This window comes from Planctobacterium marinum (assembly GCF_020687805.1).
Taxonomy (GTDB): domain Bacteria; phylum Pseudomonadota; class Gammaproteobacteria; order Enterobacterales; family Alteromonadaceae; genus Planctobacterium; species Planctobacterium marinum.
The window spans coordinates 67024-82373 of record NZ_JAJEWQ010000002.1 but is presented as its reverse complement, the minus strand read 5'-3'; the positions used below and the strand labels follow the sequence as shown (position 1 = coordinate 82373).

The following is a 15350-nucleotide window of genomic DNA, read 5'->3' as shown; positions in this document are numbered from 1 at the left end:
GCCGGTTTTATGCTGTAAGGATCAGAAGCTGGCGCGTACGTCCAGATAGAAATAACGTCCATAATCCTGATGGGCATCTTCAAAGTAACCAAAGCTGGATGCCGCCAAAGGAGCGCGTTCATCCGTCAGGTTTTTCACCCCCAACCGGAAGCGTGTGTCAACTTCATGAATTTGCGCGGTGTAGTCCACGGTGGCATCAAAAGTCGTCATGGCCGGTATGTTGTAGCGGGTGCCGTCTTCCAGTGTCAGCTCTGCCTGATAAAAACTACCAATTCGGTAGGCAGAGAGCGATGCACCATAGGCATCTTTACGCCAGGTCATGCGCAGGCTGTGTTTTTCTTTTTGGTTGCCATTGCGGCGCACCAGATCATCAAAGCCCATCACCGGGAAATGCGCCGGCAGTATGCCATCGGCCTGCGCCTGCACCAGTTGTTGTGCGACGCCCCCCGCTTCCTGCTCAAATTTATCCAGGAAGGAGGCATTGTAATCCAGCTTGAATCGACCAAAATCAGAGCGCAAGGTGTAGTACACACCTAAATCATGCCCTGACACGGTACGGGTATCTAAATTGGCGTACCGGTCGTCTATGTAGTTGATCTGACCCGCAGCACAGATACCTGCGGCGTTATAAAATGCCGCTTCATCCGGATCGATATCACCGCGATTTACGGCTGAATTAAATGTCGCACCTTCACAATTTGCCGTGCCCTGTTCCAGACGGTACAGAAGGTCCAGCAAAGAATGGTTTTCCTCGCCAAGCAGACCAATGGTGTCTTTTTTCTTGATGCTCCAGTAATCCAGAGTGATCGCTAACCCTTCCAGCGGCTCAACAACAATACCCACAGAGGTGTTGTCCGATTTTTCAGGTTGCAGATCTTCGCTGCCCTGGGCTATGCGTTGCAGCGAATAATTGCAATCTAATGCGTCCTGGTCAGGGTCCCCGCCATTTTCAGCCGCATACAAACAAGCATAGTCAGTGCGGGTTTGGGTGCGCGCGACGATTTCTTCATTGATAGTAACCAGATTCGGGGCCCGGAAAGCTTCAGACCAGGAGCCACGCAACAACACAGGTTCAAAGGGTCGGTAACCAAAGGCCACTTTGCCTACTGTGGTATCGCCAACATCGGAAAAGTTCTCGTAACGCGCAGCCAGTTGCAAATCCAGATTGTCCAAAATTGGGATCTGGAATTCAGCAAACAACGAACTGACATTGCGACTGCCTTTATTATCCGGCGTAGGACTGGAATTCACGACATCAGACACAAACGGATAGGTATCACCATCATCATCGATAAACTGAATAGTGCCATCCAGGCGTGGATCGCGATCATCTTTAAATGACTCTTCGCGCCATTCGACACCAGCAACGAAACCTACAGCGCCGGCGGGTAATTCGAACAGATCAGCATTGGAAACTTTGAAATCAAACGTGGTTAACTCTGATTCACTTTTGCGATACACATCTATCAATGCCCGTTCGATATTGGAATCAACGCCGACAGCAAAAGGATTATAAGCGGCTGCAGTGGTATCGTTCAGCGCTTCCTGCATCAGCGTATTGGAAACACGGTTGTGGGTGACATCATCTTTAGTACCTTTCGAATAGGAAACCGCGGTTTCCCAATCCCAGTTCCCCAGATAACCCCGTAGTCCTTGCAGAAAACGATAGGTTTCACCCGAGTTATCAACAATACGCGGCAATTCAGCAAAGCGGTAGTTATCAATTTCCAGTGCCAGCCCCTCGCAGGGTACTCCCTCCATGACTGCCGGATTGTCCAACCTGTTGGGTGAACCACACGGACCAAAGGGATTGTAGTAATTATCAGCCGCCACAATTAATTTAGAGGAGGAAAACGAAGCTGTCGGGTGACGTCTCAGATTAGTATCGGACTTATAACCCATGATTTCGGTAAAGGCTTCCCAACCGTTTTCGAAAGTGTGATTAATATTGATGAAAACATTGGTGCGCTCCAGCTCAGAGGTCAGGTCGCGATCCAGATTCATGTTGTAACGCTCTGTGCCCTGCCCGTCTGGTGCTGCGCAAAGGCCATTGCCCAGCTCCCAAACACATCGGGCATCACCGGAGGGGAAAGTTTCAAATTCGCCGCTGCCATCGACCAAGCCTTCAGTGCGCAGCGGATTAGAAGCTGCCACCCGATCCATAATATCAAACTGACCATACAATGAGTTGGCACTGGTAGAATCAAACTCAGAGTGACCATACCAGGGTGAATCCGGAGATAATCGATCCGTCAGGTCAGCATTGGACCAGCGGGGATCGTCCTGTGAATTAACGCGATCTCGCTGATAATAGTTGAAAATCACCCCGATATTGGTTTTGCCATCATTGATGTCTTTACCCCAATGCATGGACAGCGTTTGATCATTGCGAGGCAGGTTCTCATACTCCTGCCATTTTACCCGTACATCAAACCCGACAAAATCGGTAGGGGTAACCGTATTCACGACACCTGCGACGGCATCGGCACCATAGATAGCTGACGCTCCATCGCGCAAAACTTCTACCCGTTTAGCACCAAACACCGGGATAGTTTGAGAGTTCACAGTATTCACCGGTACAAAGCTGCCACCAACCACTTCGGTTTGATAAGCCGCGGAATTCACCATGCGACGACCATTGAGCAATACCAATGTATTACCTGTCCCGATATTTCTCAGGTTAAACGCCCCCACATCACCGCGCGCGGCATTGACACCACCGCTGATATTGCCGGCCTCATTAAAAAAGTTTTGGCCATTTTCCGGGATCAGCTGCAACAATTCATCACCGGAATCAACTCCCATGGTGGCGATATCTTCAGCGCTCAGTTGCGATACGGCTAATGCTTCACTTATTTCCGCACCTTTTATTTGCGAGCCCACCACGGCAATCTTTTCAATATCTTTGTCTTGTTCTTCAGCGGTTTGTGCGGCTACAGCCATACTCAGAGATGATGCTACCGCTAACATGCAAGTGGAGGTCAGCAAGCGGTCGTAGCGAATAACCTGGGTAATTTTATTAATCATTGTTTTACCTTAACGTTAAAAGTGTGTCCTATGGGTCTTCAGACAATGCAGCGTGGCGCTTAGGGCGAATCATCACGCATTAACATCAAAGCAACAATTGCAAAGACTTTGCCAATCCAAAAAAATAGCTTTTTATTGTTGTTTTTCAATTAGTTAAATATAGAGAACTTTATTTCACCTGGCTTTTTGGGTGAACTCCCACACGTTACATTTTTGTAAATGGGTGAACATCCACCCATTACCTTCCATTAACAAATAGGAATCAGGGTAACTTATAATCCCCTTTGTCCAGGCCGTGTTTGCGCATTTTGTCATAGAGGGTTTTACGGGGTAATCCCAGGTGCTGTTGTACATCGGTCAGTCGCCCTTCATTGGCCCGCAATGATTCCTGAAGTAGCTGTCTTTCATAATGGGCGACTTTTTCAACCAGTGTCAGCTTGTCATTTTCAACGCCTGGCGTCCCATCATCAAACGCCGTTTGTCCTCCCATCAGAACAAAGCGTTCTGCGGCATTACGCAATTCCCGGATGTTTCCCGGCCAGTTGTGTTGCTGCAGGCGAAGCAGTTGCTCGTTGGTCAGGCGCGGGGCGTCCGTGTGAAAACGGGTACTGGCAATAGCGGCAAAATGTTGAAACAACAGCGATATGTCTTCTTTGCGCTCCCTTAACGGCGGTATCTCCACGTTGATCACATTGAGTCGATAGTACAGATCTTCGCGAAACTCGCCTTTTTCCACCAACTCCAGTAAATCCACTTTAGCGGCGGCGATTACCCGAATATCCAGCTCAACCTGACGATTGGAGCCCAGCGGTTCAATCCGTCTGTCTTCCAGTACCCGCAACAGCTTTATCTGCAGTGCCATGGGCATACTTTCGATTTCATCCAGAAAAAACGTACCGCCATTGGCGTGTTCGATTTTTCCCACCCGCTTTTTCTGGGCGCTGGTAAAGGCACCAGCCTCAAACCCAAACAATTCACTTTCAATCATGGATTCAGGAATGGCACCACAATTGATTGCCACAAAGTTCTCATTTTGTCGTTTGCTGTTGTAGTGCAAAAAGCGCGCAACCAGATCCTTTCCGGCTCCGGTTTCGCCTTTGATCAGGACATCTGCCGGGATATCCCGTATCTGCAGAAGTATGCGCCGCAGGGCTTTGATTTTAGTGGTATGCCCTAAAATTCGCGGACCAGCACCGGCTTGCGCATCCAGTTCGTTTTTCAGTTCTCGGTTTTCCAGTACCAATGCACGTTTTTCACCCGCGCGTTTGATAACGTCCAGAATGTGCTCATTGGAAAATGGCTTTTCGATAAAATCATAGGCTCCCAGGCGCATCGATTCTACCGCTGTAGAAATATCACCATGCCCGGTAAGCATCACAATGGAAAGCTCCGGATCCAGCTTTAGCGCTTCGCGCAAGAACGCAACGCCATCCATTCCTGGCATATTGATATCGGAAATCAATACGCCGTTAAAGTCCGGTTCCAGTTTGCGCATGGCTTCGCGGGCGTCAGTAAACACATCAACCTTGTATCCCTCCAGCTGCAACAACTGTTGCAGCGAACGCAAAATGGTAGGTTCATCGTCAATTATATAAATAGGTAAGGTCATTGCGCTCACGCCATGCTCCTGGGCAAAATTAGAGAAAACATCGCACCGCCCTCGGGGTGCTGCTGCGCGGTTATGGTACCGTTAAAAGACTCAATAATGCGCTGAGAAATAGTTAATCCCAACCCCAACCCTCGTCCTTTAGTTGTGTAAAAAGGTTCAAACACCCGATTGGGATTACCCGGTTCAAGACCCGGACCATAATCCCGGACACTAATACGTACCTGTTGTGGCATAGCTTCAACGGTGATACTGAGTTTTACCGCCTGGCAACTTTCCTGAGCCTGCAAGCCATTGTTGATCAGGTTAACCAGAACCTGCTCCAACGGCACCGATTCAGCCATCACCTGTAAGCCAGAATCGCTTTGCTGAATCTGAATTTCAGCCTGCATTTTTTGAATTTTACTCTCCAGTATCGCCAGCGAAGCACGCACGGTTTCCTGCAAATCAACCGGCCCCACCCTGCCTGCCGATTTGCGCGCAAACAGTTTGTATTGTGCGACTATCTTCGCCATCATGCGGGTCAGCTTAATAATTTCTTCGATGGTTTGTTCAATGCCATCGGTACGACCTTTTTTAAGCATCAGCAGCAGCGTTTCACTGTATGTCAGTAACGCCGTTAAGGGCTGGTTTAACTCGTGATTAATACTGGCAGACAATTCCCCCAGCAGTGCCAGTTTACCGGCCTGAATTAGCTCATTTTGGGTTTCTTTTAAGCGTTGTTCGGTCAGGGCCTGTTTATCGATTGTATCCACCAGCGCAATATTAGTCTGGCGCAATTCGGCTGTGCGCTTCTCTACCCGTTGTTCAAGTTGTTCATTAACCTGAGCTAACTGACGCTGGGCGATCAGATGCCGCCGCCAATACAGGCTCAGCAAAGCAATTAAAATAAACAAGGCACTGGCCGCCAGCAGGGTCCACATAACCAACACAAACACCTGACTTCGGGGCGTTAATGCCAGCAAGTGCCAACCCACCTGATTCATCACTTTATAAGCCACCAGATAGCTGGTGTCGGCAACCTGATTGGGCAGCGTCACTTCGGACTGCTGTAGTAGTGACGGTAAGTCATTGTGGTCGGTTAATACGGCCAGGGGGCCTGCGCCATATTGCTTTTGACGGATCAATTCAGCTTCTACATCCGGTGCCAATGACACCAATGAAGAATAATTCCACTGCGGGTTAGAGCTGTAGAAAATGACACCGTGATTGTCGGTGAGTAAGAGTTCGAAGCCACTGTTAATGTCATTGTCTTCAATCACGCTCAGCGCCACTTTGACCACCATAACACCAATGATAAGCCCGGCATCGCGCACCGGAAACGAAAAGTAATAGCCGCGTTTACCCGACACAGTACCCAAAGCAAAATAGTTGCCGTCCGTCCCTTCAATGGCCTGCTGAAAGTAGGGTCGAAATCCGTAATCATTGCCCACAAAACTATCCGGCTCGTGCCAATTACTCGATGCAACGGTCATGCCGCTTGCCGACAAAAGGTACACTGCATCACTGGCCAGATGGGTGTTATAAGTTTGCAGCAGTTGGTTGGCTTTATTCAGTGTCGCGGCAGTGGGAGCATGCAGGGCTTCGACAATGACAGGGTGCAACACCAGTACCCGGGGTAAAGTGCGGAATTTATCCAGCTCTATTCCAAGGCGACTGGCAACATCTGAAATCTGCTGGTCGGCGCGATTTTTTTCGGAAGTCACAGCAATCGAGTAAGACAGGAGCCCCACCAGGATCAAATAGCACAACCAGATAATAAATGTGATGCTTCGGAACATAACTCAGCACTCAGCCCATGCAACAGAGCGCATTGTTATAAACGTTTAACAAATAGATTACAAACAACAGAGGCGCTTTAATTGTGATTCGAAGCGACTGAGCAAGAGAAGGTGCTTGCCCGTCCCTTGCTTAAACGCGCCACGGCTTAGTCAATGTCATTGTCCTGAGCGGCCATCCAGTCTTTCAGTTTTTGCAAATCGTGCCCATAGGCTTGTTGCAACTCTTCGACCCAATCATAGACATTTTGCCACCAGGCAGGATGATCTCCCTGCTGGATTTTATTGGCAATCTTTTGCACAGCTGACAGGCCTACAGATCCGGCCGCGCCCTTAATTTTGTGGGCATGGCTGCACACTTCGGATTTTTCCTTGGCACTTAAACTCAGTTGCAGCAGTTCCAGATAATTTGGCATCATTTGCTCAAACACCGTCAGGCTGTTTTGCATCATGTCGATACCTATGGTATCCAGCAGCATTTCCAGTAGTTCCATATCCAGTGCCGCATGTAAGTGCTTATCAGGGGTAACACCGGGTTCCGGCAGTGCAGCGCTGGCCTGTTGTGGCTCACTTTCAGCAAACAACTGGTTAAACACCTCAATCACCCGGCTCTTTTTAATAGGTTTAGCGATAACGTCATCCATGCCGTTATCCAGATATTCCTGACGGGTTTTAATCACGTTTGCGGTCAGTGCCACCACCCGGGTATTTTTGATCAACCCTTCTTTACACAAAATGGAAGCCACTTCGAAACCGTTCATGTCGGGCAACTGAATATCCAGCAATATGAGATCATAATGATGATTGCGCACCTGCTCCAACGCGTCTTCGCCGGTCATGGCCACCGACACTTTTTGCCCTAATTTTTCCAACAGCGCCTTGGCCACCATAACGTTAAGTTGAATGTCTTCTACCAACAGGATATCCAGCGAGCGCGTCATCAACTGTTGCGTGCGTATGCCCTGAGAACTTACCGCCAGCGGCAACTCAACGGTAAAACAGGTACCTTCACCCAGTACGCTGTTTACTGAGATATGGCCTTTCATCATAGACACCATCTGCTGACAAATCGCCAGACCAATGCCGGTGCCGGTAGCGCTTTTATGGTTGGGATGGTCTACCTGGTAATACATGGCGAAGATCTTTTCCAGTTCTTCCTGCGGTATCCCCACCCCGGTATCGGTGATCTTAAACTTCACCAGTGAAATGCCGTCCTCCGGCATCGATGCTTCAATGGTCAGACTGACATGGCCCTGCGGGGTAAACTTCACAGCATTAAACAGCAGGTTCCATAAAATCTGGCGCAGGCGGGTACCGTCTACTTCCAGAAAGGGTGGAATGGGTTCGATCAGATGGGATTTAAAGCTCAGGCCTTTATCGGCCGCCAGTAATTCGATGATACTGCCCAGCTCCAGAGAAAACTCTTTCAGATTAACGGTTTTAAGCTGCAGTTCCAGTCTGTCCCGTTCGATTTTATCCAGGTCAATAATATCGTTGAAGATGTTGCCCAGGGTGATGGCACTGGCATAAATGGTGCTGACCCAGTTAAATTGTTCCTTGTTGAGCTGAGTATCCCGCAGCATGCGGCTCAGACCAACAATACCGTTTAGCGGCGTACGTAATTCATGGCTAATGGTGGCAATAAATGCTGTTTTATCTTTACTGGCTTTTTTCACCGCGTCGGCAGCTTGCTTGCGCTCTGTAATATCACGACCAAAGGCCAGCAAGCCTAAACGGTTGCCTTTGGGATCAAAAAACGGCACCTTGCGCATTTCATAATAGCGACGGCGACCGTCAGCAAAGCGCAGCCATAGTTCTTCGGTAATACTGGCATTACTTTCCAGTACTTCGTTGTCACTCATCACCACCTGACGGGCAAGCTCTTCATCGTAAACCTGATGCGGTGTCAGCCCCATCAACTCTTCTTCGGTTTTACCCGTCATCTGTTCGGCAACCCGGTTGCAACCGGCAAATTTGCCTTCTTCGTTGCGGTAGTAAATCAAGTCCGGCGAGGCATCAATAATAGAGCGCAGCAAGATAGAATAGCGCAGGGCCTGTTCTTCTTTTTCCGTGCGGTTGTGCATCTGGTTTTCCAGCTCAGCAAACACCCGCTCGCGGTCCAGTTGCGCCTGCTGACGGGTTTCTATTTCTTTATTGAGTTGATGAATATTATTTTGTAGCTCCTGATGCAGACGGATGTCTGCCTCCCGCATCCGCTCCATTTCGGCAACCGCAGATTGCATTTTTTGCCGGGATACTTCCAACTGTTTAACCAGGGCACTAAACACTAAAAATACCATTGGCGCCACGGTGCAGGTCAGCACGATCGCCGTGATCAAATCCTCCAGCTCAATATGCGCGCCGATAACAAAGCGAATAATAAATGAACCTATGGAAGTCACCACCAGACTAAACAGAAACAGCACCAGGGTGCTTTTGGTTGCGCCGTATTGAGAAATCCAACGGGCAGCCCTTTCCGCCCAGGAATCCAGTTGCTGGGATTGAACTTGCTCAACCGGATTGGGTTGCTGTTCTGGTTTTGACGACATACTCAACTCACTTAAATTTTTAGCCGCATCCTAGCAAGTAATTGCCTGGTCTGCCACGAGTGGAACAGCATCACTATTGTTTATTCATATAATAAACATAAATATTCTAAACTGTTCTAGCTGTAAACTTACTGTTCTATTAGCGGGTGATTTTAATAAGGTTTCCAAAAATAGAAGTTTTATCCTATTGGTAAACCCCCAAATGAAAACTTTGTCACAATAGTGTAATTTTGCAGCATGAAAACAATATTTTTATCCCACTTTCCCGTTTGTAATTTTATTACAGCAATTGATTTATTTCTGTAATACAGTTATTTTGATCAGCCCGCTTGAAAACAAATTGCATAAAGATTCGAGCCAGACTGGTATACCCCTGACGACACAAAATAAGAACATGGAAGTCGCAAAATTGAAAGAACACCAACGATAACGTTGGGTGAGAGAACATATACCCTGCCCAGTCTTAGGTTGAAGGAGTTGAGTTAATGAAACTATACAATCCCAATGACAGTCGGGATAATTGCGGCTTTGGCCTGATCGCCCATGTGAATGGCGAGCCAAGTCACCGTTTGGTGCACACCGCAATTCATGGCCTGGACCGCATGCAGCACCGTGGCGGTATCGCTGCAGATGGCAAAACCGGTGACGGTTGTGGACTTTTATTACAAAAACCTGACGCATTTTTTCAAAAAGTCGCCAAAGAGCATGGTTGGACTTTAGCAAAGAACTATGCGGTCGGAATGATTTTCCTTAGCCAGGATGACAAAAAAGCCCAGGCGGCCATGGCCATCCTGGATGAAGAGCTTGAAAACGAAACACTGGCGGTATTAGGTTGGCGCGAAGTCCCTACTGATCCTTCAGTACTGGGAGACTTGGCGGTTTCCTGTTTGCCAACGATTAAACAGGTGTTTGTGAATGCGCCACAAGGCTGGCGAGCTGTGGATCTTGAGCGCCGGTTATTTATGGCCCGTCGCCGCGCTGAAAAACGTCTTGCTAAAGATCAAGATTTCTATATCGCATCATTGTCAAATCTGGTGTCGATCTACAAAGGCCTGGTAATGCCGAAAGATTTACCACGTTTTTATCTGGATTTGGCTGACAAAGACATGGCATCAGCCATTTGTGTCTTCCATCAGCGCTTCTCCACCAATACCCTGCCAAAGTGGCCGTTAGCACAGCCTTTCCGCTTTTTGGCCCACAATGGTGAAATTAATACCATTCGCGGTAACCGCGACTGGGCACAGGCCAGAACCTATAAATTCCGCACGCCTTTGATCCCGGATTTAAAAGAAGCGGCACCTTTTGTAAATATGGAAGGTTCCGATTCGTCTTCGCTGGATAACATGCTGGAACTGTTTTTGGCCGGTGGTATGGATTTATTCCGCGCCATGCGCTTGCTGGTGCCACCCGCTTATCAGAACGATAAAACCATGCATGAGGACTTACGTGCTTTCTATGAGTTTAACTCCATGCACATGGAACCCTGGGATGGCCCGGCTGGTATCGTACTAACTAACGGTCGTCATGTGGCCTGTAACCTGGATCGCAACGGTTTGCGTCCGGCCCGTTATGTAATCACCAAAGACGGCTTTATTACCCTGGCCTCAGAAGTGGGTATTTGGGACTATCAACCCGCTGATGTGGTCGAAAAAGGCCGGGTTGGCCCCGGTGAAATGCTGGCGGTAGATACCCGCACCGGGAAAATCTGGCGCAGTACCGAAATTGATGAAGATTTGAAAGGCCGTCACCCATACAAAGAGTGGATTGATAGCCATATCCGTCGTTTAAAACCCATCGAAGAGTACGAAGAAACGCTGATTGGTCAGCGCACCTACAACGATGATGAACTGAACGTCTATCACAAACTGTTTAACTACTCATATGAGGAGTTACAACAGGTGGTTAAAGTGCTGGCCAGTGATGGTCAGGAAGCTGTCGGGTCCATGGGTGATGATACGCCGATGGCGGTGATGTCCTCAAAACCACGCATTATGTATGACTATTTCCGTCAGCAATTCGCGCAGGTCACCAACCCACCTATCGATCCGCTGCGGGAAAATCACGTGATGTCTCTGGCCACCTGTATTGGTCGTGAAAAGGACGTCTTCAGTGAAACCTCCGGCTATGCCGACAGAGTATTGTTTTCTTCGCCTATTCTGACTTATACCGATTTAGTGCAGTTGAGAGAGTACGATCCGGAACACTACTATTCAGAAGTAGTGGATTTGAACTACAAGCCTGAAGAAGGTTTAAAACGCGCCATTGAACGTATCTGTGATGAAACCGAATACCTGGTGAAAACCAAAAAAGCGGTATTTGTGGTACTGTCTGATCGCAATATCAAAAAAGATCGCTTACCCATTCCCGCTGCGATGGCCGTTGGTGCAGTTCAGCGCCGCCTGGTGGACAAGTCTTTGCGCTGTGACGCAAATATTGTGGTGGAGACCGGCTCAGCCCGTGACCCTCATCATTTTGCGGTGTTGTTAGGACTTGGAGCTACTGCCGTTTATCCTTACCTTGCTTATGAAACCATCGAGCAGATGGTGGAAAAAGGCGAGATTGAATTAAGCCACATGCAGGCCTTTATGAACTTCCGCAAGGGGATCAACAAAGGGCTGTTTAAGATCATGTCGAAAATGGGGATCTCTACGGTCGCCAGTTACCGCAGTTCCAAACTGTTTGAATTAGTGGGTGTCGCTGATGAGGTCATGGAAATCTGTTTCCGTGGTGTGCCATCGCGCATTCAGGGTGCAGGCTTCAGTGATTTCGAGCAGGATCTGATGAACCTGGGCCGTGTTGCCTGGCTAAAACGCAAGCAGTTGAGTCATGGTGGATTACTGAAATACGTGCATGGCGGTGAATACCACGCCTATAATCCTGACGTGGTAACCAGTCTGCAAAAAGCGGTTAAATCCGGTGATTATGCCGATTACCAGGTGTTTGCAGATCTGGTGAATCAACGTTCACCAGCGCATTTCCGCGATTTATTAAAACTGAATACCGGCAAAGAGCCTATCTCTATTGATCAGGTGGAGCCGGCTGAAAGTCTTTATCCACGCTTTGACAGTGCGGCCATGTCTATCGGCGCATTGAGCCCGGAAGCCCACGAAGCGCTGGCGATTGCCATGAACACTCTGGGTGGACAATCCAACTCCGGAGAAGGGGGTGAAGATCCCAAGCGTTTTGGCAATTCCCGCAACTCGAAAATTAAACAGGTGGCATCAGGCCGCTTTGGGGTAACCCCACATTACCTGGTGAACGCCGATGTTATTCAGATCAAGGTGGCCCAGGGCGCAAAACCCGGTGAAGGTGGCCAGCTGCCCGGCGATAAGGTGAACAAATATATAGCGCAACTGCGTTTCTCAGTGCCAGGTGTAACACTGATATCACCACCGCCCCATCATGACATCTATTCGATTGAAGATTTAGCACAGCTGATCTTTGACTTAAAACAGGTCAATCCAAAAGCGCTGATCTCGGTAAAACTGGTATCAGAGCCAGGTGTAGGCACCATCGCAACCGGTGTTGCCAAAGCCTATGCTGACCTGATCACTGTTTCTGGTTACGACGGTGGCACCGGTGCCAGCCCGCTGACTTCAGTAAAATATGCCGGCTGCCCCTGGGAGCTTGGCCTGGCTGAAACCCAGCAGGCTCTGGTAGAAAATGGTTTACGCCACAAGGTACGGGTACAAACCGACGGTGGATTAAAAACCGGTCTGGACGTGGTTAAAGCCGCGATTCTGGGCGCAGAAAGCTTCGGCTTTGGTACCGGACCTATGGTAGCGCTGGGTTGTAAGTACCTGCGTATTTGTCATTTGAACAACTGCGCCACAGGTGTTGCCACTCAGGACGAAAAACTGCGCAGCGAATACTTTATCGGTCTGCCGGAAATGGTGATGAACTACTTTAAGTTTATCGCTCAGGAAGTCAGAGAGATTCTGGCCAGTTTAGGGGTTCAGAAGCTGGACGACCTGATTGGTCGCACAGAATATCTGCAGGTACTGGACGGCATCAACGCCAAACAGCGCAAACTGGATTTAAAACCCATGCTGGCCAAAGCGGAAGCCGGTTCGCATACGCGCCTGTTCTGTTCAGAAGTGACCAACAAGCCTCTGGATAACGGTGATATGAACCTGGCGATTCTGGCTCGCGCCGAATCTGCGGTGCAAAACAAGTCGGGTATTCAGTTGAATTTCAACATACGCAATACCGACCGCTCTGTAGGTGCGTCGTTGTCTGGCTTTATTGCCCGCCATTATGGCAACCAGGGCATGGCAGATTACCCGGTAAACATCAGCTTTAAGGGTACAGCCGGGCAAAGCTTTGGCGTCTGGAATGCCGGTGGCCTGGAAATGCGCCTGGAAGGTGATGCCAACGATTATGTAGGCAAAGGCATGACCGGCGGCAAGCTGGTGATCTACCCACCCGCAGGCGTGGAATACGACACCCACAACAGCGCCATCATTGGTAACACCTGTTTGTACGGCGCCACCGGCGGTAAATTGTTCGCCGCCGGACGTGCCGGTGAGCGTTTTGGGGTGCGTAACTCCGGGGCAATCGCGGTGGTAGAAGGTACAGGTGACAATGCCTGCGAATACATGACCGGCGGTATTGTTGCTATTTTAGGCAAGATTGGCGTGAACTTTGGTGCCGGTATGACCGGTGGCTTTGCTTATATTCTTGACGAGCAAGGCGATCTGCAAAACCGGGTAAACCAGGAACTGGTGGAAATTCTGGACATCGGTGACAAAATCATTCTGTCAGAGCATCTTCGCGGCCTGGTGGATCAACACTATGAAGAAACCGGTAGCGAACACGCACTGAAGATCCTGACTAATTTCGCGGATTATTTAGATCAGTTCAAACTGATCAAACCCAAAACCAGTGATGTGAAGAACCTGCTTGGCCATATCAGTCGCTCTACGAATGAGCTCAGAGTGCAGGCGCAGTAACGGAGTAATTTATGGCTAAGAATGTTTATCAATTTGTTGATGTAGAACGTATCGATCCGCCGAAAAAGCCGGTGCACGTGCGCCGCGCTGACTTTGGCGAGATTTACCATCCATTGTCGGCTTCCCAAACAGAGGGACAGGCCGACCGTTGTCTGGACTGCGGTAACCCTTATTGTGAATGGAAGTGCCCGGTACACAACTTTATCCCGCAATGGTTAAAGCTGGCCAACGAAGGGCGTATTCTGGAAGCCGCAGAGCTTTCCCATAAGACAAACAGCTTACCGGAAGTCTGTGGCCGTGTGTGTCCGCAAGACCGTTTGTGTGAAGGGGCCTGTACCCTGAACGATGACTTTGGTGCGGTCACCATTGGCAGTATCGAAAAATACATTACCGACACCGCCTTTAAAATGGGCTGGCGTCCGGATATGTCGGACGTGGTGCAAACCGGTAAAAAGGTCGCTATCGTTGGTGCCGGTCCTGCGGGCCTTGCCTGTGCCGACATCCTGGTGCGCAACGGTGTTAAACCCGTGGTATTCGATAAATACCCGGAAATTGGCGGTCTGCTGACCTTCGGTATCCCGTCCTTCAAACTGGAAAAAGAAGTGGTGCAATTGCGCCGCGAAATCTTTACCGAAATGGGTGTGGAGTTTGTACTCAATACCGAAGTGGGTAAAGACGTGCAATTCCAGGACCTGATCGATAAGTACGATGCGGTATTTCTGGGTATGGGCACATACAAGTATATGAAAGGCGGTTTCGACAATGAAGCGGCGCCGGGTGTATACGATGCGCTGCCCTTCCTGATTGCCAATACTAATCGCCTGATGAAGCTGGAAAAAGATCCGGCTGATTACATCAGTATGCAAGGTAAAAAAGTCGTCGTACTGGGCGGTGGTGATACCGCGATGGACTGCGTGCGAACGTCGGTGCGCCAGGGCGCTGAGAGCGTGATTTGTGCCTATCGTCGTGACGAAGCCAACATGCCGGGTTCACGCCGCGAGGTTACCAATGCCCGTGAAGAGGGTGTTGATTTTCGCTTTAATTTGCAGCCGCTGGATATCGCTGTCGACGAAACCGGCAAAGCAGTGGGCGTAAAACTGGTGAACACCCAGTTAGGTGCGCCTGATGCCGCAGGTCGTCGTCGCCCGGAACCGGTAGAAGGTTCAGAGCATATTCTGGAAGCTGATGCCGTTATCGTCGCTTTCGGTTTCCAACCCAGCCCCGCCAGTTGGTTTGCCGACTACGGTATTATTCTGGATGAAAAAGGCCGGGTACGCGCCCCATCGCAAGGCAAATACGCCTATCAAACCAGCAACCCAAAAATCTTTGCTGGCGGCGATATGGTGCGTGGCTCAGATTTAGTGGTTACTGCCATTGATGAAGGCCGCAAAGCCGCAGACGGTATTCTGGATTACCTGAATATCTAAGCGTCTCGCAA

General features: G+C 49.3%; 6 protein-coding genes. 2 read left to right on the top strand and 4 right to left on the bottom strand.

Annotated elements, in window-relative coordinates; genetic code table 11:
* Positions 1 to 21: 21 nt before the first annotated feature.
* The 4 genes from LJ740_RS05660 to arcB all read right to left on the bottom strand — a co-directional run bounded on the left by LJ740_RS05660 (position 22) and on the right by arcB (position 8960).
* Complete coding sequence (locus LJ740_RS05660) at positions 22 to 3027, bottom strand: TonB-dependent receptor domain-containing protein (RefSeq protein ID WP_229528105.1); 3006 nt, start codon at positions 3025 to 3027, stop codon at positions 22 to 24.
* 262 nt (positions 3028 to 3289) lie between these two features.
* Entirely contained in the window at positions 3290 to 4636 is a 1347-nt protein-coding gene (locus LJ740_RS05655) for a sigma-54-dependent transcriptional regulator (RefSeq protein WP_229528882.1), read from the bottom strand.
* A 5-nt stretch (positions 4637 to 4641) separates the two neighbouring features.
* Positions 4642 to 6414 (bottom strand): sensor histidine kinase, encoded by a 1773-nt coding sequence (locus LJ740_RS05650; RefSeq protein ID WP_229528104.1) that lies wholly within the window; start codon positions 6412 to 6414, stop codon positions 4642 to 4644.
* A gap of 146 nt (positions 6415 to 6560) precedes the next feature.
* Positions 6561 to 8960, bottom strand: a complete 2400-nt coding sequence (gene arcB, locus LJ740_RS05645; protein WP_229528103.1) for an aerobic respiration two-component sensor histidine kinase ArcB — start codon at positions 8958 to 8960, stop codon at positions 6561 to 6563.
* Positions 8961 to 9445: 485 nt separating this feature from the next.
* On the opposite strand from arcB, the gene gltB reads away from it, so the two are divergent.
* Both gltB and LJ740_RS05635 read left to right on the top strand, forming a co-directional pair.
* A complete protein-coding gene (gltB, locus tag LJ740_RS05640) occupies positions 9446 to 13912 on the top strand; it encodes a glutamate synthase large subunit (protein WP_229528102.1) in 4467 nt (1488 codons plus the stop codon).
* 11 nt (positions 13913 to 13923) lie between these two features.
* Positions 13924 to 15339, top strand: coding sequence for an FAD-dependent oxidoreductase (locus LJ740_RS05635; protein ID WP_229528101.1), 1416 nt, complete (start codon positions 13924 to 13926; stop codon positions 15337 to 15339).
* Positions 15340 to 15350 lie beyond the last annotated feature (11 nt).

Coding starts and splice junctions, on each gene's coding strand:
- arcB (WP_229528103.1), bottom strand. CDS start 8,960: ATGTCGTCAAAACCAGAACAGCAACCCAATCCGGTTGAGCAAGTTCAA.
- LJ740_RS05660 (WP_229528105.1), bottom strand. CDS start 3,027: ATGATTAATAAAATTACCCAGGTTATTCGCTACGACCGCTTGCTGACC.
- LJ740_RS05635 (WP_229528101.1), top strand. CDS start 13,924: ATGGCTAAGAATGTTTATCAATTTGTTGATGTAGAACGTATCGATCCG.
- LJ740_RS05655 (WP_229528882.1), bottom strand. CDS start 4,636: ATGACCTTACCTATTTATATAATTGACGATGAACCTACCATTTTGCGT.
- LJ740_RS05650 (WP_229528104.1), bottom strand. CDS start 6,414: ATGTTCCGAAGCATCACATTTATTATCTGGTTGTGCTATTTGATCCTG.
- gltB (WP_229528102.1), top strand. CDS start 9,446: ATGAAACTATACAATCCCAATGACAGTCGGGATAATTGCGGCTTTGGC.